Source organism: Streptomyces sp. NBC_01381, from assembly GCF_026340305.1.
In the GTDB taxonomy this organism is placed as follows: Bacteria; Actinomycetota; Actinomycetes; order Streptomycetales; family Streptomycetaceae; genus Streptomyces.
This window is the reverse complement of the sequence record NZ_JAPEPI010000003.1, coordinates 307,752-328,643: the sequence shown is the minus strand read 5'-3', so window position 1 is coordinate 328,643 and position 20,892 is coordinate 307,752. Positions and strand designations below refer to the sequence as shown.

At 71.7% G+C, this 20,892-nt stretch carries 16 protein-coding genes; 9 read left to right on the top strand and 7 right to left on the bottom strand.

From position 1 onward, the window contains the following. Positions 1 to 62: 62 nt before the first annotated feature. Entirely contained in the window at positions 63 to 1,310 is a 1,248-nt protein-coding gene (locus OG453_RS39730) for a glycosyltransferase (RefSeq protein WP_266873583.1), read from the bottom strand. A gap of 201 nt (positions 1,311 to 1,511) precedes the next feature. Here OG453_RS39730 and OG453_RS39725 point away from each other — a divergent pair, with 201 nt between their 5' ends. The 3 genes from OG453_RS39725 (at position 1,512) to OG453_RS39715 (ending at position 4,160) form a co-directional block, all read left to right on the top strand. Beyond that, positions 1,512 to 2,627 carry a M20 family metallopeptidase gene (locus OG453_RS39725; RefSeq protein ID WP_266873881.1) on the top strand — a complete coding sequence of 372 codons (1,116 nt, stop codon included), beginning with the start codon at positions 1,512 to 1,514 and terminating at the stop codon, positions 2,625 to 2,627. Between the two features lie 31 nt (positions 2,628 to 2,658). Next, a complete protein-coding gene (locus OG453_RS39720; RefSeq protein WP_266873582.1) occupies positions 2,659 to 3,069 on the top strand; it encodes an ACT domain-containing protein in 411 nt (136 codons plus the stop codon). Positions 3,070 to 3,254: 185 nt separating this feature from the next. After that, positions 3,255 to 4,160: an endonuclease/exonuclease/phosphatase family protein gene (locus OG453_RS39715; protein WP_266873879.1), complete on the top strand. Its 906-nt coding sequence runs from the start codon at positions 3,255 to 3,257 to the stop codon at positions 4,158 to 4,160. A 39-nt stretch (positions 4,161 to 4,199) separates the two neighbouring features. Here the strand turns inward: OG453_RS39715 and OG453_RS39710 are convergent, their stop codons facing one another. The 4 genes from OG453_RS39710 to OG453_RS39695 form a co-directional block, all read right to left on the bottom strand. After that, the gene (locus OG453_RS39710) at positions 4,200 to 6,269 is read right to left on the bottom strand and encodes an iron ABC transporter permease (protein WP_266873581.1); all 2,070 of its coding nucleotides are present in this window, start codon (positions 6,267 to 6,269) and stop codon (positions 4,200 to 4,202) included. Positions 6,270 to 6,273: 4 nt separating this feature from the next. Further along, positions 6,274 to 7,254 carry an iron-siderophore ABC transporter substrate-binding protein gene (locus OG453_RS39705; RefSeq protein ID WP_266873580.1) on the bottom strand — a complete coding sequence of 327 codons (981 nt, stop codon included), beginning with the start codon at positions 7,252 to 7,254 and terminating at the stop codon, positions 6,274 to 6,276. After that, positions 7,251 to 8,111 (bottom strand): ABC transporter ATP-binding protein, encoded by an 861-nt coding sequence (locus OG453_RS39700; protein WP_266873579.1) that lies wholly within the window; start codon positions 8,109 to 8,111, stop codon positions 7,251 to 7,253. Before OG453_RS39700 ends, OG453_RS39705 begins: the two co-directional genes overlap by 4 nt. Positions 8,112 to 8,209: 98 nt before the next feature. Then, positions 8,210 to 9,307: a serine hydrolase gene (locus tag OG453_RS39695; RefSeq protein ID WP_266873878.1), complete on the bottom strand. Its 1,098-nt coding sequence runs from the start codon at positions 9,305 to 9,307 to the stop codon at positions 8,210 to 8,212. A gap of 304 nt (positions 9,308 to 9,611) precedes the next feature. Here OG453_RS39695 and OG453_RS39690 point away from each other — a divergent pair, with 304 nt between their 5' ends. Beyond that, a complete protein-coding gene (locus tag OG453_RS39690) occupies positions 9,612 to 12,074 on the top strand; it encodes a SpoIIE family protein phosphatase (RefSeq protein WP_266873578.1) in 2,463 nt (820 codons plus the stop codon). A gap of 4 nt (positions 12,075 to 12,078) precedes the next feature. Here OG453_RS39690 and OG453_RS39685 read toward each other — a convergent pair whose 3' ends face one another. Together OG453_RS39685 and OG453_RS39680 are read right to left on the bottom strand one after the other, a co-directional pair. Then, positions 12,079 to 13,425 carry a chloride channel protein gene (locus OG453_RS39685; protein WP_266873577.1) on the bottom strand — a complete coding sequence of 449 codons (1,347 nt, stop codon included), beginning with the start codon at positions 13,423 to 13,425 and terminating at the stop codon, positions 12,079 to 12,081. Positions 13,426 to 13,517: 92 nt separating this feature from the next. Then, positions 13,518 to 14,330 (bottom strand): phytanoyl-CoA dioxygenase family protein, encoded by an 813-nt coding sequence (locus OG453_RS39680; RefSeq protein WP_266873576.1) that lies wholly within the window; start codon positions 14,328 to 14,330, stop codon positions 13,518 to 13,520. Positions 14,331 to 14,440: 110 nt separating this feature from the next. On the opposite strand from OG453_RS39680, the gene OG453_RS39675 reads away from it, so the two are divergent. The 5 genes from OG453_RS39675 (at position 14,441) to OG453_RS39655 (ending at position 20,884) form a co-directional block, all read left to right on the top strand. Further along, positions 14,441 to 15,247, top strand: a complete 807-nt coding sequence (locus tag OG453_RS39675) for a helix-turn-helix domain-containing protein (RefSeq protein WP_266873575.1) — start codon at positions 14,441 to 14,443, stop codon at positions 15,245 to 15,247. 277 nt (positions 15,248 to 15,524) lie between these two features. Then, positions 15,525 to 16,691, top strand: coding sequence for an alanine--tRNA ligase-related protein (locus OG453_RS39670; protein ID WP_266873574.1), 1,167 nt, complete (start codon positions 15,525 to 15,527; stop codon positions 16,689 to 16,691). 157 nt (positions 16,692 to 16,848) lie between these two features. Further along, positions 16,849 to 18,366: an alpha/beta hydrolase gene (locus OG453_RS39665; protein WP_266873573.1), complete on the top strand. Its 1,518-nt coding sequence runs from the start codon at positions 16,849 to 16,851 to the stop codon at positions 18,364 to 18,366. Continuing rightward, positions 18,363 to 19,661 carry a serine hydrolase gene (locus tag OG453_RS39660; protein ID WP_266873572.1) on the top strand — a complete coding sequence of 433 codons (1,299 nt, stop codon included), beginning with the start codon at positions 18,363 to 18,365 and terminating at the stop codon, positions 19,659 to 19,661. Before OG453_RS39665 ends, OG453_RS39660 begins: the two co-directional genes overlap by 4 nt. A 23-nt stretch (positions 19,662 to 19,684) precedes the next feature. Further along, positions 19,685 to 20,884, top strand: a complete 1,200-nt coding sequence (locus OG453_RS39655) for an AAA family ATPase (RefSeq protein WP_266873877.1) — start codon at positions 19,685 to 19,687, stop codon at positions 20,882 to 20,884. Positions 20,885 to 20,892: the final 8 nt, after the last annotated feature.

Here is a 20,892-nt window from a genome sequence, read left to right as displayed (position 1 = left end):
GATGCGCTCAAGGACGCCGCTCGCGAAGACGTCGTACAGCGGCAGCGTCTCCAGATGGCGCATCACGCGGAAGCCGGTCGCCCTTCCCCGCTGACGATGTCGATCAGCAGCTTCGCGGTGACCGTCGCCCCGTCGGTGCGGAACATGCCGGCCACGGCAGTTGCCCGTGCGCCGGTCTCGGGAGCCAAGGCCGTCTTGAGCGCCGTCGACAGGGACTCGAAGGTCGGCGTCGGACCGTCGTGCGCCGCGCCGATGCCCAACTCGGCCACCCGGCCCGCGAAGTACGGCTGGTCGCCGAACTGGGGGACCACGACCTGAGGCGTGCCGGCCCAGGTGGCCGTCGTCGTGGTGCCCGCGCCGCCGTGGTGGACGACGGCGCCCACGCGGCGGAACAGCGCCTGATGGTTGACCTCGTCGACGACGAAGCAGTCGTCCGCGTCGTCGATCAGGGCGAGGCCGGCCCAGCCCCGCCCGACGACCGCGCGGCGGCCCTGCGCACGGATCGCCTCGATGGCAGCCCGGGCGACGTCCTCCGGATCGCGCATCGGAATGCTGCCGAAGCCCACGTACACCGGCGGTGCGCCCGCGTCCAGGAATGCCACCAGGTCGGCGGGCAGCGGCCGTTCGTCCGGCAGGACCCACGCGCCGGTCTGCACGACTTCGAGGTCCGCCGGCTGCGGCCACGGCGCCAGGACCGGGTCCGTGGCCAGCCACGGGCGGTCGGTGAAGACATGTTCGCGGACGTTGTCCACCAGCGGCAGGCCGACCGACGCCCGGTGCGTGTTGACCGCTTCGCCGAACACCGCCTGAGCGTCCAGGGCTTCTTGGTCCCACAGCGCTTGGTTGTCGGTCACATCCTCCGGGAGCGGATGGCCCGGCCGCGCGAGCGGCGGGTGGTGCGGCGACGGAAGGGTGACGGGCTGATGGCTCGCGTACACGTAGCGGATGCCCAGCTTCTCGGCGGCCGACTTCACACCGGCCACAGCGGGCACGATGCCCGTCGCCACCACTACATCGACATCGCACCCCTCGGCCGCGGCGATGGCGTTGTCATAGAACGCGACGACCAGTTCGGCCGCGCGCCGGGGAACGCCTGCCGCCGTCGGCCGCGTCTTACCGGTCGCCAGTGCGCGCACCGACTTGCCCGTAGGCACCATCTCCACGCCGACTCCGGCAAGCCGCTGCGTGAACTCCTCGTCCGGCGGCGCACACACCAGCACGTCCGCGCCGAGTTCCCGCAACCGCACCGCGAGCCCCACCAGCGGTTCGACGCCCCCGCGTGAATCATAGGCGGCCAACAACACGCGCATTCGTACTCCCATTTGCCGTTCCCGCGGAATCTTGCTCAGGGCGCAGAATCTTGCCCAGGCCGGAGATTCTGCGGTACGACCGGGGCCTTGCCGCAAGCCCCATGGGGCGGTATAAGTTGAGAGTGGCAAGGAGCGAGTGCTCTCCTTGCCTTTTTCCGTTCTCAGAGGGCTCAGAGGCCCACGTACCCTGGCGACGTGACCATGCACAGAAGCGCCGATGTGAGTGTCGACGCGATGATCGATGACCTCAGGACACTCGTCGAGATCGAGTCTCCGTCGCGCGATCTGGAGGCCTTGACGGCATCGGCCAAAGCTGTCGCCGCCGTCATCGAGCACCGCATCGGCGGGCAGGCCGTCCTCGTCGAGAGTGAAGCCGGGCCGCATGTCCACTGGTCGGGCGGCGGCGATCCGCGCGTGCTGATCCTCGGTCACCACGACACGGTGTTTCCGCTCGGCACCCTCGCACGCCGTCCGTTCAGGGTCGAGGACGGGAAGGCGACAGGACCCGGGGTCTTTGACATGCTCGGCGGCCTCGTACAGGCCATTCATGGTCTGGCGGCGCTCGATGACCGGTCGGGCGTCGAGATTCTGGTGACCGCCGACGAAGAGGTCGGCTCCCATTCCTCTCGCGCTCTGATCGAGGAACGAGCCCTTGCCTGCGGCGCGGTCCTCGTCTTCGAAGGTGCCGCCGACGGCGGGGCCCTGAAGACCGGTCGCAAGGGCTGCGGCACCTTCCAGGTCTCCGTCACTGGCCGGGCCTCGCACGCGGGCCTCGAGCCCGAGGCCGGGGTCAACGCCCTGATCGAGGCGGCGCATCAGGTACTGGACATCGCGGCGCTCGGCCGGCCCGAGATCGGTACGACCGTCACCCCGACCGTCGCGTCGGCGGGAACCCTGGACAACGTCGTGCCCGCGGAGGCGACCGTCGTCGTCGACGTCCGCGTCGAGTCGGCCGACGAGACGGAACGGATCGAGTCCGCCTTCGCGTCACTGGTCCCGCATCTCGACGAGGCGGAGATCGCGGTTGAGGGCGCCGTCGGCCGGCCCCCGATGCCCGAGTCCGCGTCGACCGAACTCATCGCCCTGGCGCGGGAGTTGATTCCCGGCATCGAGGGCAGGGCGGTCGGCGGCGGCAGCGACGGCAACTTCACCGCCGCGCTTGGCGTGCCGACACTCGACGGCCTCGGCGCGGTCGGGGGCGGCGCGCACGCCGACCACGAATACCTGGTGATCGACGCCATGACCGAGCGGGCGAACCTTGTCACCGGCCTGGTGAAGGCACTGCGCTGCGGTTCGGGCCCGGCGAGCACCGCCTAGCGGTTCGACGGCCTCCCGCTAGCATGCCGACATGTCTGGAGAAACCGACCTGGCGAAGCTGCTGAGCGGCATGCGGCCCCAACTCAATCCGGGACGCTACGTCTTCACCCTCGGCCCGGGGCGCACGGTTCCCCCGGGTGTCGAGCCGGTGGTCACGGTCTTGGAAGAGGAGGGGCTGACGCTGGTGCTGCGGCAGGAGGAAGCGGACGGCGCAGGGCTCCCGTACGACTACGTCGCGGGCTGGATCACCCTGCGCGTCCACTCCGCCCTGGAGGCCGTCGGCCTCACCGCCGCCATCGCCGGTGAACTCGCCGGGGCCGGGCTGAGCTGCAATGTCGTGGCCGGTTTCCACCACGATCATCTCTTCGTGCCCCACGAGCGGGCGGCGGAAGCCGTGCGTCTGCTCCAGGGCATGGCCCTGCGTGGCCGATCTGGAACCTGATCACAGTGTCGTGCGTCGTTGCAGGCATGCAGCGGGTGGAGAGCGGTGCGGCGCCGCGGGAACGGCGTACAGACGGTGCGGCGCCGCAGGAACGGCGTGCAGACAGCGGGGCGTGGCTGCGGCGCATCGGCCGGCCGCGTTGGGGAACGGACGCGGCAGGCAGGTCGTCCTGGCAGCGCGGCCGGGTGCTCGCCGGCCTCGCCGTGCTCACCGCCGGGCTGCTGGCGTTCCCCTCCGCCGTGCCCAACGCCGTCGGCCGTGTCGGAAGCCTGCTGGAGACGTTTCTTCCCTGGCTCGGTCTCGCCGTTCCGCTGCTGTTCGTGCTGGCGCTGCTGCGGCGCTCGGCCACCGCGCTGGTGGCGCTGCTGCTTCCCGTCGCCGTCTGGGGCAGCCTGTTCGGCGGGCTGCTGTTGCCGGCGGACCGCGGCGCCCACGACATCACGGCGGTCCAGCACAACGTCAGCGACGTGAACGCCGACCCGGCGGGCACCGCACGCGCCCTGATCGAGGCCGAACCGGAACTCGTCGCCCTGGAGGAGCTGACACCGTCCGCCCTGCCGCTCTACGAGAGGGCGCTGGCAGCGACGTATCCCTACCGTGCGGTCGAGGGCACGGTCGGCCTGTGGTCGAAGTACCCGCTGTCGGACGTCCGGCCGCTGGACATCAAGCCGAAGGGGATAGGGGAGGGCTGGCAGCGCGGGATGCGGGCGAGGATGGGGACGAAACAGGGCGATGTCGCCGTGTACGTCGCCCACTTGCCCTCGGTCCGCGTCGGCTGGAGCGGGTTCACTTCCGGGCGGCGGGACGAGAGCGCCGGGCTGCTGGGCGCGGCCCTCGCCGCGGAGCGCCTTGACCGGGTGATCCTGCTGGGTGACCTCAACAGCACGGCGGACGACCGGGGGCTGGACCCGGTCACCTCACGGATGGACCCGGTGGGGCGGGACTTCGCCTTCAGCTGGCCCACGGCCTTCCCCGTGTCCCGGATCGACCACGTCATGACCCGGGCGGCGACCGTCACCCACGTCAGGACGCTGCCCGCCACGGGCAGCGACCACCTGCCGATCGCCGCCGACATCAGGCTTCAACCCTGATGCCTCCGGGGGCGGTCGGCTCTCCCCCCGGAGGATTCCCTATCGCCCGGCCCTGCTGCGAAACAGCAGATGCATGAAGTACGGCGTTCCGACGACCGCCGTCATGAGGCCGGCGCCCAGCTGCGCGGGTGCGATCAGCGTGCGCCCCAGCAGATCCGCGACGCCGACGAGAGCCGCCCCGAGGAGCATGGCCACCGGCAGCACCCGCACATGCCGGCGTCCCACGAGCGCACGCGCCGCATGTGGTGCCACAAGGCCGACGAAGCCGATGGTGCCCGCGGCGGCGACGGCGGTCGCGCTCAGGAGCACGCTCAGCAGGAGGAACCCGAGACGTCCGCGGGACAGTTGCAGCCCGAGGAGCCGGGGGGTGTCGTCGTCGAGGGAGACGAGGTCGAGTTCCGTGCGCCGTGCGAACGCCACGGCCACACCGACGGCGAGCACGACGGCGAGCGGGGCTATGTCGGTCAGGCTCCGCCCGTAGGTCGAACCCGACAGCCAGGTGAGCGCCTTGGTCGCGTTGAACGGGTCGGTGAGGACGATGAGCAGGCTGATGAGCGCCGTCGTCCCGGTGGACACGGCCATGCCGACGAGGACGAGACGGTTCTGCTGGAATCCACCCCGGGCGGCCAGGCCGAAGACGAAGGCGGAGGCGAGCAGGGCGCCGGTGAACGCCGCTCCCGCGATGCCCCACGAACCGGCGAGCGGCACGGTGGTGACGAGCAGTACGGCGCCGAGCGCCGCCCCGCCCGACACACCGAGAATGCCGGGCTCGGCCAGCGGATTACGGGTCACCGCCTGCACGAGCGTCCCCGACAGGGCGAGCGCCGCGCCCGCGGAGAGTGCGGCGAGCACCCGCGGAATCCTGGTGTCGAGCACGAAGGTGATGGTCTGACCCGCCCGGCCCTGGGCCCAGTTGACCACGTCGCCAAGGAGCAGCTTGGCGTCGCCGAGGAGCACGGAGGCGACGGCCAGGCCGATGAGTACGGCGACCAGCACGACCAGGGTGATCAGGAAGGCGGCCCGGCTCGGGATGCGCAGCCGGTCCATCGTGTCGGCGGCTCCCGTGTCCCGCACCCGCACGGCCATCACCATGAGGAAAACGGCTCCCACCAGGCTGGTGACGACTCCCGTGGGCACCGAGACTGCGATCTGGGCGGTGATCAGGGCCCGCAGGAGCACGTCCGAACCGAGGACGAGAGCGGCGCCGACGAGGCCGGCGACCGGGATGGTCCCGCGCGCCCGCACGAAGCCCTTGAACCTGCGGCCGAGTGGCCGCACCAGCGCGGGGGCGCAGAGCCCCACGAACCCGATGGGCCCGGCGAGCGTCACCGCCGCGGCGGAGAGCAGCGCCGCGAGCACCACCACCGTGACGCGGGTGGAGCGGACCGGGACGCCGAGGCCGCGGGCGGCGTCGTCCCCCAGGGCCAGGGCGTCGACACGGCGGGCGAGCAGCAGAAGACCGACGAGTCCTGCCACGGCGATGGGCGCCATCTGGAGTACGCCGTCGAAGCCGTTCTGCCCGATGCTGCCCTGGTTCCACTGGTAGAGGCCGTCCGTCTCCTCGGGGTACAGCAGGAGCAGCGCTTCGGTGATGGAGCCGAGGCCGAGGGTGAGGGCGCTTCCGGCGAGGACGAGGCGAACGGTGCCGGTGCCGAGCCCGGACAGGCTGAGCACGACCGCCGCGGCAGCGAGCCCGCCGATGAACGCGACCCCGGAGGAGGCGAGCAGCGGCAGCGACGTACCGGTGATGGCGAGCAGGCCGAGCCCCAGGTACGAACCGGCGTTCACCGCGAGGGTGTCCGGCGAGGCGAGCACGTTGCGGCTGACGGCCTGCAGTGCCGCGCCCGCCATGCCCAGGCAGATGCCGACGAGCAGACCGGCGGCCATCCGGGGCAGGCGCGATGCGATGACGACCGAGGAGTCGCCCGCGTCGGCCTGCCCGGTGAGCGCCTTGACCACTTCGTGCGCGCCGACGTCGGCCGTGCCCTGCGTGATGTCGACGACGGCGAGGACGGCGACCACGAGCAGTAGTCCGGCCGTCACCGCGGCCGCGCCCGTCCTGGACGCCGTCGACGCGCGGGTCGCGGTGGTGGGTGCGGTGACGGCCATGGCGCTACTTCGTCAGGGCGTCGGTGAGGGCGTCGATGTACGCGCCCATCGACTCGGGTCCGCCGAACATCCAGATGCCGTCGGGCAGTTGGTGGACGTCGCCGGCCTTCACGAACGGCAGGGACTTCCAGACGGCGTTCTTGGTGAGGTCCTTTGCGAACGGGTCGCGGTCGCCGCTGCTCTCGCCCCCGATGTAGGCGAACTGGACGTCCTTGCCGAGGCCGGTGAGGCCTTCGACGTCGGTGGTGGCGAGCCCGTAGTCCTTGTCGCCCTTGACCTTCCAGGCGTTCTTCAGGCCGAGCCGCTTGTTGACGTCGCCGATGAGGGAGCCGTCGGTGTAGGGGCGGATCGAGACCTGGTTGGAGGCGACGTAGCCGTCGGCGAAGGCGATCTTCGTCCCGGCGAGGCCGGCCTTGTCGAGCTTCTTCTTGCCGGCGGCGATCTTCGCCTCGAACTGCTTGTTGAGGCCGGCCGCCTGCTTCTCCTTGCCGGTCGCCTTGGCGATGAGGTCGAGGTTCTCCGTCATCTGCCCGATCGGGTCGGACGCGTCGGCGGGGCGCACCGTGAGGACGGTACCGACCTTCTTCAGCTGCTTCACCGCGGAGGCCGGCAGGTCGGTCGTGGCGAGGATGAGGTCCGGCTTGAGCGAGGCGATCGTGTCCATGCTCGGCTCGCCACGGGTGCCGATGTCCTTGGGGGTGTTCTTGAGCGGGACGACGGTGTCCCACGTCTTGTAGCCCTTGACGTCGGAGACGCCGACGGGGTCGACGCCGAGGGAGACGAGGCTCTCGACGACGTTCCACTCGGTGCCCACGACCTTCTTCGCGGGGCCGTCGAGGGTCACCTTCGCGCCGGTCGCGTCGGTGAGCGTGATCTGCTCGGAGGCCTTGTCCGAGCCGTCGGACGCGGGCTCGGTCGTTCCGCAGGCGGCCAGCGAGAGGGCGGCGGCGGTGACGACGGCCGCGGTGCTGATGAGGCGTCTCATGAGGTGGTGCGGAGCCTTTCGGTGCGAGTGTGGTGGCGGCCGATGGCGCGGGTGCGCAGACGGCCGGTCAGCGGGTCGGTGTCGACATCGATGCGGATGCCGTACGTGTCGGTGAGGCGTTCCGGCGTCAGTACGTCCTCGGGGGCGCCGTCGGCGATGATCCGCCCCGCGTGGAGCAGGGCGATCCGGTCGGCGACGGCCGCCGCCTGGTCGAGGTCGTGCAGGACGACACCGACGGCGATCGCGTGGTCGTCCGCCAAGTCGCGGATGAGATCGAGGAGTTCGACCTGGTAACGCAGGTCGAGATAGGTCGTGGGCTCGTCCAGGAGGAGTACGCCGGTCTCCTGGGCGAGGCAGCTCGCGAGCCAGACGCGCTGGAGCTGCCCTCCGGAGAGCTGGTCGGCGCCGCGCCCCGCGAGGTCCTCGACGCCCGTCATGCGCAGCGCCCGGTCCACCGCGTCGGGTCCTTCGGGATCGGCCCGGCCCCACCGGCCGCGGTAGGGATACCGCCCGAACTCGACGACGTCCCGCACGGTCAGCCCGCTGGGCGTGGGCCGCGCCTGGGTCAGCAGGGCGACGTGCCGGGCGAACTGCCGGGAGGTGAGGGCGAGCCCGTCGGTGTCGCCGTCGAACGTCAGCGTGCCGGTCCGGGCGCTCTGCAGCCGCGCCAAGGCGCGCAGCAGCGTCGACTTGCCACTGCCGTTGGGCCCCGCGAGCGCGGTCACTTCACCGGGCCTGAGGGAGACGGCGGCATCGTGCACGACGTCCACGCCGTCGTACGCCACGGTCACATCTTCGGCGGCCAGTTCATGCCCACGCGAACGTGCGGAACCGACTCCTTGCTCACCAGCTTTCACGGGCAGAAGGTTAGCCTAACCTAAGTGGCTTGAATGTCATGGGTTCAGAACCCGGTTCTGGGGACCGACCGCGCTGGCCGGCCCCCAGGAAGCGGGGTTCAGCGGCAGAGGGCCGTGTCCACGACGTTCTCCGCGTGGCGCATCGTCGCCTTGTCGGGTGGCTGGATGGTCACCGCGACGTTGGCGGCGCGGCCGTCGCCGGTGGCGCCGCCCCGGGTCTCGTAGCCCGTGGTGCTGCCGCCGTGGCCCCAGTAGACGCCGCCGCACGACAGCGGTTTGCTCACCAGGCCAAGGCCGTAGCGGGCTCCCGGGCCGAAGTACTCGGCGGGGACGGTGGTGCGCATCTCGGCGAGCTGGGCCGCCGGGAGGAGGCGGCCTGCCAGGAGCGCGGAGAGGAACTTGTTGAGGTCGGAGCTGGTGGAGACCATCTGGCCCGCGGCCCAGCCCCAGGAGGGGTCGAATTCCGTGACGTCGAGCGGGGCGCCCGTCGCATCCCGGTCGTAGCCCTTGGGGTGGGGTTCCCGGATGGTCGCGTCACCGGGGGCGGGGAAGTAGGTGTGGCGCAGCCCGATGCGTTTGATGACGCGCCGGTCGATCTCCTCGGCGACGGAGTGGCCGGTGACCTTCTCGACGATCAGGCCGGCCAGCACGTAATTCGTGTTGCTGTACTCCCATTTCTTCCCGGGAGCGAAGTCCGCCTTGTGCTGGAGGGCGAGGTCGAGGAGCTCGTGGGGCGCGTAGTACCGGGGTTCGTCGGCGAGGTACTTGACGTAGTTGGGAAGTCCGCTGGTGTGCTGCAGGAGCTGACGGACGGTGATGCGACGTCCGTCGATCCCCTCCCCGCGGACGAGGCCGGGCAGATGGGTGTCGACCCGGTCGTCGAGGCCGATCTTTCCTTCGCCGACCAGTTGCAGCACGACCACCGCGGTGAACGTCTTGGTGTTGCTGCCGATCCGCACCTGTCCGTCCCTGGGCACCTTCGCGCCGGTGGCCAGGTCGCCGACCCCCGCGGTGTACGTACGGGTGTGGCCCTCGCGGTCCGTGACGCTCGCCAGCGCGGCCGGTACGCCGTCGGACCCGACCAGCGCGTTCAGACCCTGCCGTACCTCGTCCGGCCTCGCCGCAGCGGACGCCGCCGGCGACGCGAGGACACCCGCCGCCAAGGCGCCGACGGCCACCGCGGCCGCGGCCCGCACGGCTCTGCGCCGGCCACCGCGCTGCCGCTCGGAAGGCGGCTCGGAAGGCCCCTCGGAAGGTCCAAACCTCTGCCATGTCTGCTCACGCACGGGCCAACTCCTACGGAATCGTCGGGACATCAGCGGCATATGCCGGGACCCAGCATTTCCGGCGACGGCAGCCCGGGACGATCCCGCTGGCAGCCCACTCCGGGGTAGGGGTAACCCCCCATTGCCGACCTGCGAAGACGGTGAGGACTGGCGGGCGCGGCGAGCGGAGGGATGATGGAGTGGAACCCGGCCCCTGAGGGAGGCAGAGCACGAGGTGGACGAAGAGATCCTGCCCTTCGCTCCGGTGCACCCCGGGCTGCCGTTCGCCGATGGGGCCGCCGGGGCGCTGCTCGACGCAAAGGGCCGGATCATCGGGTGGACCCCGACGGCGGAGGAACTCTTCTCCCTGCCCGCCGCCAGGGTCTACGGTCGTCGCCTCCGTGAGCTGCTCAAGGATCCCGGCGCCGAGCCCGGGCCATCGTCCGAGCTACGGTCGGGACCTTGGTCCGGAGAGGCCGTGGTGCGTACCGGCGAAGGCAGGGAGCTGAAGGTCGAGTTCCAGGTCCTGCCGCTCAGCGACCTCGGCCCGAGCGCCGGGGCTTCCACGGGGCAGCCGGCCCGGTACTTCGTGCTGGCCGCCCCCGCGAGGACCGCGGACCGGTGGCGGCAGGACCGGGCGTTCACCAGGGAGCTGTTCCTGCAGGACCGGCTTGGCCTGGCCGTCTTCGACGAGGAGCTGCGGCTGGTCAGGACGAACACCCATCTGCTCCCGTACACGGGCCTCCCGCAGGACCTGCGAGGGCATCGCCTTGGGGACTTCCTGCAGGCCAAGGACGCCGCGGCCGTCGAGCAGCGGTTGCGGGATGTGCTGCGGACAGGGCTGCCGCTCGTCCGGGTGGAGGAGACCGTCCGGACCATCGAGGACCCCGGGCGCGGCGCGGTGATGGCCATCTCGGCGTTCCGGCTGCAGGCCCCCGACGGGCAGGTGTTCGGCGTGACCGCGCTGTTCACGGACGTCACCGAGGTGCGCCGCGCGGGCGAGCGCCTGGCCGTGCTGCAGCGTGCGACCGCGGCCGTCGGCGCCTCGCTGTCGGTGGCCGGCACCGCCGAGGACCTGGCCGCCGCACTGGTGCCCGCGCTGGCCGACTTCGCCGTGGTGGAGATCGCGGAGGCCGTGTTCACCGGGGAGGAGCCGGCCCCCGCCCCGGACGGCAGCATGCCCCTGCGCCGCACCGCCGTGGCCGGGCGGACATCGGCGGAGGCCCCCCTCGACAGTCCGGCCGGGGATCCCCTCGGCAGTCCGGCCGGTGCTCCCACCGACAACTCGGCCGCGGCTCCCCTCGACAGCGTCGTCCTGGCCAGGCCCGACGATCCGGCGAAGCCCGCCGATCCGCTCACCTCGATGACCGTCCCGCTGAGCGCTCGGGGCAGCGTGCTCGGACGCGTGGCCGTCCACCGCGAGACAGGCGAAACCCCGTACGAGGAAGCCGACTTGGACCTGCTGCGGGAGATCGCCGGACATGCCGCCCTGGCCCTGGACAACGCCCGCCGCTACACCCGCGAACACCGCGCGTCCGTGGGCCTGCAACGCAGCCTGCTGCCGCCCTCACAGGCCGAGACCGTCGCCGTCACCACCGCGGGCGTGTATCTGCCGGCGGACACGGGCACCGGCGTCGGCGGCGACTGGTTCGACGTGATCCCCCTGTCGTCCGCCCGTGTCGCCCTGGTCGCGGGCGACGTCGTCGGCCACGGCCTCGCGGCCACGGCCACGATGGGACGACTGCACACCGCGGTCCGTACCCTCGCCGACCTCGATCTCGAACCGGACGAACTGCTCGAGCACCTCGACGATCTCGTCTCCCAACTCCGCGTGGAGACCGACGAACCCGAGCAGTCCGATGACGCGGCGGAACGCACCCGCCCCCGGCCCGACCCGATCGGCGCCACCTGCCTGTACGCCGTCTACGACCCGGTGTCCCGGCGGTGCAGCGTGGCCTCCGCCGGGCACCCACCGCCCGCCGTCGCCGCGCAGGACGGGACCGTCACCTTCGTCCCCGTGAACCCCGGCCCGCCCCTGGGCGTCAGCGGCCTGCCCTTCGAAGTGGCCGAGGTCGACGTGGAGCCGGAGAGCATCATCGCCCTCTACACCGACGGCCTGATCGAGAGCCGGGAGCGCGACCTCGACGAAGGCATGGCCGAGCTGACCCGCCGTCTTTCACGGCCCGGCGTCTTCGACACCCCGCTGCGGGAACTCGGCCTGGACATCGTCTCCGCACGCCCCTCGCACCATCTGACCGACGACATCACCCTGCTGCTCGCGCGCACCCACGTGCTGCCGCCCGAGGACCAGGTGGTCTGGCCGGTGGCCGCCGACCCGGCCGCCGTCGCCGACGTACGCGAGGCCACCGCCCGGCAACTGGACGTCTGGGGCCTGACGGACCTCGCCTTCACCACCGAACTCGTGCTGAGCGAGCTCGTCACCAACGCCATCACCTACGCCGGCGGCCCGGTCGAGGTACGCCTCATCCGCGCGGGCCACCTGATCTGCGAGGTCTCCGACCCGAGCGCCACCCAGCCGCGCATGCGCCGCGCCCTGCTGACCGACGAGGGCGGCCGGGGCCTGTACCTGGTCGCCCAGCTCACCACGCGGTGGGGCTGCCGCTACACCCGGCAGGGCAAGACGATCTGGGCCGAGCAGGAGATCCCCGACGGGGAGGGCGGCGGCTTCTCCCGCTGATCCATCAGTTGCCTTCCGTGGAGTCACGGCGCCGCAGCAGCTGAGCGGTGACGAAGGCGGTGACCGAGGCGGTGACGATCAGCGGCATCTGGTCGTACGCGTCGCCGCCGAGCAGCAGGACCGCGAGGACGGCGCTGGTGAGCGGCAGTCCGGTGATGCTCGCGGCCGCGGCCGCGAGACCGAGGGCCAGGCCCGGTGTCGTACCGAGTCCGGGGAGCCCGGAGCAGGCGATGCCGAACGCGGCGCCGATGAGCGTGGCGGGGAAGATGGCGCCGCCGCGCATGCTGCCGAGGCTGATCCCCCAGGCGAGAGCCTTGCACACGACGAGTGCGAGCAGTGCCGCCACCGACCAGTCGTGCGGCTCGGCGGCCAGCCGGCCGAGGGTTGCCTGCCCCGACAGGGCGGCTTCCTCGGGCGAGCGGCCGGTCAGCAGGGCGTACGCGCTCAGGCAGCAGCCGACGGCCAGCGCGCACAGGATCGTCCGGCGGACGGTGTGCTTCGACGTCCATGTCGCCGTGCGGTAGCCGAGGCCACGGCCGACGGTGAGCACGGCGGCGATCAGGACGGCGGCGGGGACGCCCCACAGGAAGTCGCCCGCGTCCGGGTTGACGTTCGGTGGCAGATGGGGGAGCCGCAGTCCGCCGACCGACAGGCCGGTCCAGTGGCCGAAACCGGTGAAGACGAGCGCGCCCGTCGCGGTGGCGAGCAGGCAGGGCAGCAACAGGACGACCAGCTGGGTGCCGCCGAGCCCGGCGGCCTCGACGACCATCACGGCGGCCACCACCGGACCGCCGAGGATTGTCGCGATCGCCGCGGTGGAGCCGCTGGTGGCGAGTACGGCGGAGGCCCTGGGGTCGGGCGCGTGCCGGAAGGCGCGTACGGAGAGGAGGGCCAGCGCACTGCCGAGCGCCATGAGCGGCGCCTCGGGACCGAGCACGATGCCGAGCGGGAGGGTCGCGAGCGCCGCGATGGCGACGCCCGGCAGTTCAGCGGGCCCGATGGGCGCACCGCCCGCCAGACCACGGACCGGAAGATGGCCGCCGCCTCCCCGCATGCGGGTCACGACGGGCGCGAGGATCAGCCCGGCGAGCAGCAGCGCGGGCAGCGGCCACCACCACGGGGCGCGGTCGTATCCGAGGGCCTCGGGCAGCGCCTCCCACACGGCCTGCTGCAACTCCTGCTGCAGGCTCACGAAGAAGAAGCAGGCAAGCGAGATCGGCACCCCGAGCAGCACACAGAGCAGCAGCAGGCTCCGATAGCCGCGGCTGAGCAGCGTGGCGCGCAAGGTGGCGACGGGCTGATCGGGCTCGGCGGCCGCGGGGGTGCTCGTCCGACCGACGGCGTCACCCATGCAAGGCCCCCTGGACTTCGCCGTACGGCGGTTGGCAGCAGATGGGCCTCAGTAAAGAATGAGAGCGCGACCCGCGCATCTCGGGGAGCTCCTCAGTGCGCCGCCCCCGGCCAGCCGTTGCCGCACGGCCCGCCGCCCGTCGCCGCGGCCACGGTGACGTCGGACCCGTCCGGTGCCACCAACGGCAGGTACCACTGGGCGATCTCCACGGAGGTCTGCGGTACGTAGTGGAAGATCAGCGACATGCGGAAGCGGTCCTCCGTGGTGTTGGGCAGCGAGCCGTGCACCAAGCTGCCGTGGAAGAACAGGACATCGCCGGCGCGCATCACCGTCTGCACGGTCGTCAGGCCTGCCGGGGGACGCACCAGACCGGTGGTGAACGACTCCTGGTCGTCGGCCGTCTCGGGGCACACCACCTCCATGGTGTGCGAGCCGGGGACCACGGACAGCGCGCCGTTGGCCGCGTCGCAGTCGTCGATCGCGATCCAGGCGGCGATGCACGTCTCCGGATGGGCCCGGAGGAAGTAGTTGTCCTGGTGCAGCGCCTGGCCGCGTGCGGAGGGCGGCTTGAAGTAGAACATCGACTGCGCGCCGAAGGCCGGGCCGATGAGTTCGGTGACGATGCCCAGGAGGCGGGGGTCGGTCATCAGCCGGCGGGCGATCGACCCGACTTCCAGGTCCGGGTGCCGGTGCGGCTGCATGAAGCGCGGGAAGCGGGCCAGGACGTCGTCATCGGCAAGGCCGTCCCGCGCGCCCAGGCGGTGCCGGTCCCGTACGACCTGATCCATGAACGCCGAGCGGATCGTCTCGGCCTCGCCGGAGTCGAGCAGGCCGTCGACCTGGACCATGCCGTCGGCGGCGTAGCGCTCGGCCCGTTGCGACGCCGGTGCTGTATCGAGTGTCATGTTCTCCATCGTGTGCACCGGCCCTGTGGCCGGGAATCGGACTTCGAGGACTTCACATGGAAGATGCTGCCGCGGGGGGTGACGCCAGGAGGTGTCCGAGTGGCGCGCGGATGCGTCCGCAGGTCGTCGCCACGTCCGAGAACCGGGTCGTCGCGGGCCGGCTCGCGGCAGGACGCGACTACCGGACCGTGCGGCACGCCGGTACGGACGACTGGCTGCTGCTGTTCACCTGCCGGGGGCGGGGCCGGATCAGGAACGAGGGGGCGGCCGACGTACCCGCCGACGGCAGGTCCTTCGTCGCGATCGCGCCCCGCACGCCCCACGATTACGGCACCGACCCCGCGGCCGGGGACTGGCTCCTGCTCTGGGCCCATGTCCAGCCGCAGCCCGAGTGGCTCGCCCTGCTCGACTGGCCGCGGGCCGCGCCCGGCGTGGGACGCGTGCTGCTGCCCGACCCGCTCGCCGACCGCGTGGCCGCCGCGCTGACCCGGGCCGTGTCCCTGAGCAACAGCGCGCTGGCGAACTCCGCGCTCTTCGGCGTCAACGCGGTGGAAGAGGCGCTGTTGTGGTGCGACACGCAGAATCCCCGAGGCGAGCGGCTTGACCCACGCCTGCTGGCCGTCCTTGAGCACCTGAGCACCTGCCTGGCCGCCCCGCACACCGTCCGCTCCCTGGCGCGCGTCGCCGGCCTCTCGGAGTCCCGCCTCTCCCGGCTGTTCACCGCCCAGTTCGGTACGAGTGTCATGGCGCACGTCGAAGAGCGCCGCATGGACGTGGCGTGCCGGCTGCTGCGCCTTTCGTCCCTGCCGGTGCGCGATGTCGCCCGGCAGGTCGGGTACAACGACCCGCTCTACTTCTCCACGCGGTTCCGGCGTGCCCTGGGGTGCTCGCCGTCGGCGTACCGCGATGCCGTCTGAACCCTCGGCGTTGCGTCTGCGGGCCGGCCTCACGCCGGAAATTCGGGTGCCCCCGCGATCCGGGCGCGTTACCGTCGGCCCTATGAACGTCACCGGCCCAGGCACCACCGCGACCGCGCGAGCGACCAGCTCGCCGGTTGCCGCCGTCTGACGTACTTCCCCCTCTCCACCGGCGACCGGAAACGGTCCACCGGTGCTTCCGTGGCCCTCCCGCCCCGTGCCGTCGTGCGGACCGTCCTCCGGCGCCTCCCCGCTGCGCACGCGAAGGAGCCACCCCATGAACACCGAACAGATCGTCCGTACGTTCGTCGAGTACTTCGAGGACCGCGGTCACCGCCGGATCACCGGCTCGACGCTGCTGCCACCGACCGGTGACCCGGTCCTGTTCACCACCTCGGGCATGCATCCCCTCACCCCGTACCTGGAGGGGCGCCCGCATCCGCTGGGCAGGCGGCTGGTCAATGTGCAGCGCTGTCTGCGCACCACGGACCTGGACGAGGTCGGCGACTCCACCCATCTGACGGTCTTCGAGATGCTCGGCACCTGGTCCCTTGGCGACTACGAGGGCCCCATGAGCCTCGACTGGGGCTATGGGCTGCTCACCGAGGGATTCGGCATCGATCCCGGTCTGCTGTACGCCACGGTCTTCGGCGGCGACGATCAAATCGGCCTGGACACCGCCTCCTTGGAGCTGTGGCAGGAGCGCGGGGTGCCGGTGGAGCTCACCGTCGAGGACAACTGGTGGTCCAACGGGCCGACCGGCCCGTGCGGCCCCGACTCGGAGATCTTCATCTGGACCGGCGCCACCCCGCCCGAGTCGACGCCGACGGGCGACGACCGCTGGGTGGAACTGTGGAACCACGTGATGATGCGTCATCGCCGGCTCGCCGACGGCTCGCTCGTGCCGCTCCCGCAGCGCAACATCGACACCGGGCTCGGCCTGGAACGGCTTGCCTCCCTGCTCCAGGGCCGGACATCGGTGTTCGAGTGCGACCTCTTCGACCCGTGGCGGCGTCTCGTGCCGACCCTGTGGCGACTGGACGAACCGTCGCTGCGGCTGGTCTGCGACCACCTGCGCTCGGCCATGGTGGTGATCGGCGACGGGGTGCGTCCGGCCAACACCGGCCGCGGCTATGTGCTGCGCCGGCTGGTACGCCGCGTACTCACCGTGCTGTGGCGGGACGACCCTTCGCGCGGCCTCGGAGACCTGCCGGACGAACTCGTCCCGCACACCCTCGACCACTTCCGCCAGGAGATGGACACGCACGAGGTGCGCCGCGTGCTGCTCGAGGAGGAGCGCCGCTTCAGGCGGCTTCTGGAGCGCGGCCGGCAGGTGCTGGCCCGGCCCCGGTTCCGCGGCCCGCTGGACGAGGAGGACCTCCACTACCTTCACGACACCCACGGACTGCCGCGCGACCTCGTCCTGAGCCTGCGCCCGGAGTGATGCGGGGGGGTATCCGGAAGGAGCGTACTGGGGCTGTCCCCAAGGGAGTTCGGCCCGGTAGCCCGATGGTCGGGTGCGGTGCGCGTTCCTAGCGTAGTGATCGATTTCTTCGGCCGGTTCGGCCGAGCCGATCGGTCCAGTCGATCCAAGGAGCACGATGCGAGCCGCCTCAGCAGTCACCGCAGGCCTGGCCCTGGCCGGATTACTCGCCGGAGGAGTGGCCGCCGCCACCCTCCCCGATTCCTCCGAACAGCCCCGCCAGAAGCTCAGTTGGGGCCGCTGCTCCGCCGACCAGAAGGCGTTGAACGAGGCGGGCGCGCAGTGCGCGAAGGTGACCGTCCCGCTCGACTACGCCGACCCCGGCGGTCGTACGATCAAGATCGCGATCTCCCGCATCAAGGCGAAGTCGCCGGGCGAGCGGCGCGGCATCCTGCTCTCGAACCCCGGCGGCCCCGGCGGGACCGGCTTGGCCAACACCCTCGCCCTGCGCCCCGCGCTGAAGGATGTGGCGGACCGCTACGACCTGATCGGCTTCGACCCGCGCTTCCTCGGCGAGAGCACCCCCGTCACCTGCGGCAAAACCCCGCGCCCGACGCCGCCCCCGGAATCCACAAGACCCCGCAAGGACTTCGAGGCAGCGGTGCGTTCCGCGCGCGACACCGCACGCCGCTGCCAAGAGCACGGCGACAACGCCCGGTTGCTGCCCCATGCCTCGACCCGCAACGTCGCCCGCGACATGGACGCGATCCGCGCGGCACTCGGCGAGCGCACGCTCTCGTACTACGGCATCTCGTACGGCGCCGACCTGGGCGCCGTCTACACCCAGCTCTTCCCGCGCCGGGCCGACCGGTTCGTCCTGGACTCCTCGACCGATCCGGCGGCCACGCAGTACGAGCTGTTCCAGCGGTCGGGCGCGCCCGCGGAGGCGGCCTTGGACGGTCAGGCGGGTCAGGTCAGGTCGGACGTACGGAAGTTGCTCGACCGGGCCGAGCGCCGTCCCATCGCGGTAGACGGTCAACGGCTCAACGCTGCGTTGCTGCGCATCGTGTTCAAGCAGCTAGTCCAGCACGAGGAGAGCGACCCTCAACTGGCCGGTGTCGTCGGCGACTTGAAGAAGGCCGCCGCGGGCGAGCTCGACAAGCCGGGGCCCGCGCTCGCCGCGCTCCTGGAGCTCCTTGTCTCGCCCGATCTTGAGAGCAGCATGGTCGGCGGCGCGATCTTCATGTGCGGCGACGGGGGCTGGCCCGCGGGCGGCTGGCCGAAGAACCCGGAGACGTACTGGAAGAACATGCAGCGCAGCCGCGCCACGGAGCCGGTCTTCGGTCCGTACGTCAACGGAATGATCGCCCCGTGTGCGTTCTGGGGAGCCGCGCCGCGCGAACCCGGCACAAAGATCGGCAACGCCGTCCCCGTCCTGATGCTCCAGGCCCGCTACGACAACAACGTTCCGTACGACGGCGCCCTCGCCCTGCACCGCAAGCTCACCGGCTCGCGGCTGCTGACGGCCGACATCCGTTCGCACGGCGTCTACGGGCGCGGCAACGACGGCCTCACGCCCGTCGCGTGCGCCGACCGGACCGTCAACGCCTATCTGCGCGACGGAAAGCTGCCCGCCGCCGACTTCACCTGCCCCCGCCCGACGGACGAGGCAGCGAAGAACGAGGGGGAGCGATGAAGGCGAACACCCCGATGGCCCCGACGGCCCCGATGGTCAGCAGGCGCACCGGCCTGACGGCCACCGCGGCCGCCCTGCTCACGGGAGTGGCCGGCGCCCCCGCGGCCACGGCGGCGCGGCGCACGCCCCACGCGGCTTCTTCGCTCCAGAAGGACGTCGACGCGATCCTGGCCACCGGGGTGTCCGGCATCCTCGCCGAGGTGCAGGGCGCGCACGGCCGGACGACCGCCCGTGCGGGCGTCGCCGATCTCGCGGCGAAGGGGCCCGTGCCCTGGGACGCGTACTACCGCATCGGCAGCGACACCAAGACCTTCACCGCCACCGTCGTACTCCAACTCGTCGGCGAGGGACGGCTGAAGCTCACCGATACGGTCGACCGATGGCTGCCCGGAGCGGTCCGTGGCCACGGCAACGACGGCCGCCGCATCACCGTCGCCAACCTGCTGCGGCAGACCAGCGGCCTGAACGACTACTTCGCCGCGGACGCCGGTGACCTCACCGCGGAGAGCTACCGCCGCCACCGCTTCCGCCCGCAGACGCCTGCGGAACAGCTGGCCGCGGCGCTGAGCAAGCCGCCGCAGTGGCTGCCCGACGCGAACGATCCGGCGCAGGAACGGCGTTGGGGGTACTCCAACACCAACTACGTCGTTGCCGGAATGCTCATCGAGCAGGTCACCGGACACCCCTGGGCGCAGGAGGTCCACGAGCGGATCATCGAACCCCTCGGCCTGCGCCACACGCTCACCCCGGGCACCTCCTCGTATGTGCCCGGGCCGACGGCCACCGCGTACACGCACTTCCCCGGCGACCCGCGGCCGACCGACACGACCCTCAACTTCGGCGGGGGAGCGGACGGCGGAATCATCGCGACGGCACGCGACCACGGTGTCTTCCTGCGCGCCCTGATGAGCGGCCGGCTGCTGCGTCCCGCCCAGCTGGCGGCGATGAGACAGACCGTGCCGGCCGCCGATCTGAGCCCCGTGCCCGGTGTCCGCTACGGCCTGGGCATCGCCTGGCGGCCGGTGGCGGGGCGTGGCGACGGCATCTGGTTCCACGGCGGGACCAGTCTCGGCTGTGTCTCCGAGTGCGGTGTGACGCCGGACGGCTCCACGGCCGTGACCAGCGCGGCCTTCACCCTCAGGCTCGGCGGGCCGCAGGCGGATGCGCAGGCCGCGCGGACCCTCCGGATGGTCGATGCGGCGCTGCGTGCCGACTCCGGGGGAGGCTGGGTGAACCGGCGGCTATCTTGCTCGGGCAAGGACCGAGCCCGGCAGGGCAGCGTCGCAAGGAGTTGAAAAACGTGGACGCACCGGACGCACTGGACGCACCGGACGCGCAGGACACGGCCAAGAGGCTGCGGACGGTCTGCGACGAGTTGTCGGACCGTTTCTACGAGCGGGCCGACGTGGTGCGGACCCTGGTGGTGACGCTCCTTGCCGGGCAGCACTCGTTGGTGCTCGGCCCTCCCGGGACGGCGAAGTCCGAGCTGGCCCGGGAGCTCACGGGCCGGGTCGACGGCGCGTCCTACTGGGAGATCCTCCTGTCGAAGTTCACCGCGCCGACGAGGATGTTCGGTCCCGTCGACGTCGCCGCGCTGGCCAGGGGCGAGTACCGCCAGGTCTACGACGGCCGCGCCACGACCGCGCACGTCGCGTTCATCGACGAGATATTCAAGTGCTCCACGGCGGCGCTGAACGAGACGCTGGGCTACCTCAACGAGCGGATCTACCACCCCGAGAGCGGCGGCGAGCCGATCCGCTGCCCCCTGATCGGCGCCATCACGGCGAGCAACGAACTGCCTGCCGGGGAGGACACGGCCGCGATCTACGACCGGCTCCTTGTCCGGATCGAGGTCGGATACCTGGCCGACCCGTCCAACTTCGCCGCGCTGGTCCGCTCCGCCGTCGGCCGCCCGGCGGCACCGCATCGCACCACCGTCGAGCTGGCCGCGCTGCAGCACGCCGTGACCGAGGCCGTCCCTTCCGTGGACGTCCCCGACGGGATCGTGGATGCGGTGTGTACGCTGCGGGCCGCGCTGCGCCGCAAGGAACTCGTCGCATCGGACCGCCGCTGGCGGCAGGCGGTGGGCCTGCTCCAGGCGTCCGCGTACCTCGACGGCCGCCCGGCGGTCGCCGAGACCGACCTGTCGGTCCTTACGCACGTGCTGTGGGACTCACCGGCCGAGCGCCCGACCGTCGAGCGCGAGGTGCTGCAACTGGTCAACCCCGACGCCAAGGAGGCGCTCGAACTGGCCGATGCCATCGAGGAGTTGGAGGCCCAGCTCGACGCCATGGCCGGGCAGTCCCGCGAGGCGCTGAGCGAGTGGGTCATCAAGAAGGCCCACAACAAGCTCGCCATGGCGGGGAAGCGGTTGGAGAAGCTGCGCGATGAGGCGGTGGGCGCCGGCCGCTCCACCGCCGCCATAGACAGGGTCACCGGCCGCCAGCGCGCCGTCCGCGCCCGGGTCCTCACCGAAGCCCTCGGCATGGACGCGAGCATGGTGCAGGCTCAGCTCTGACCACCGGG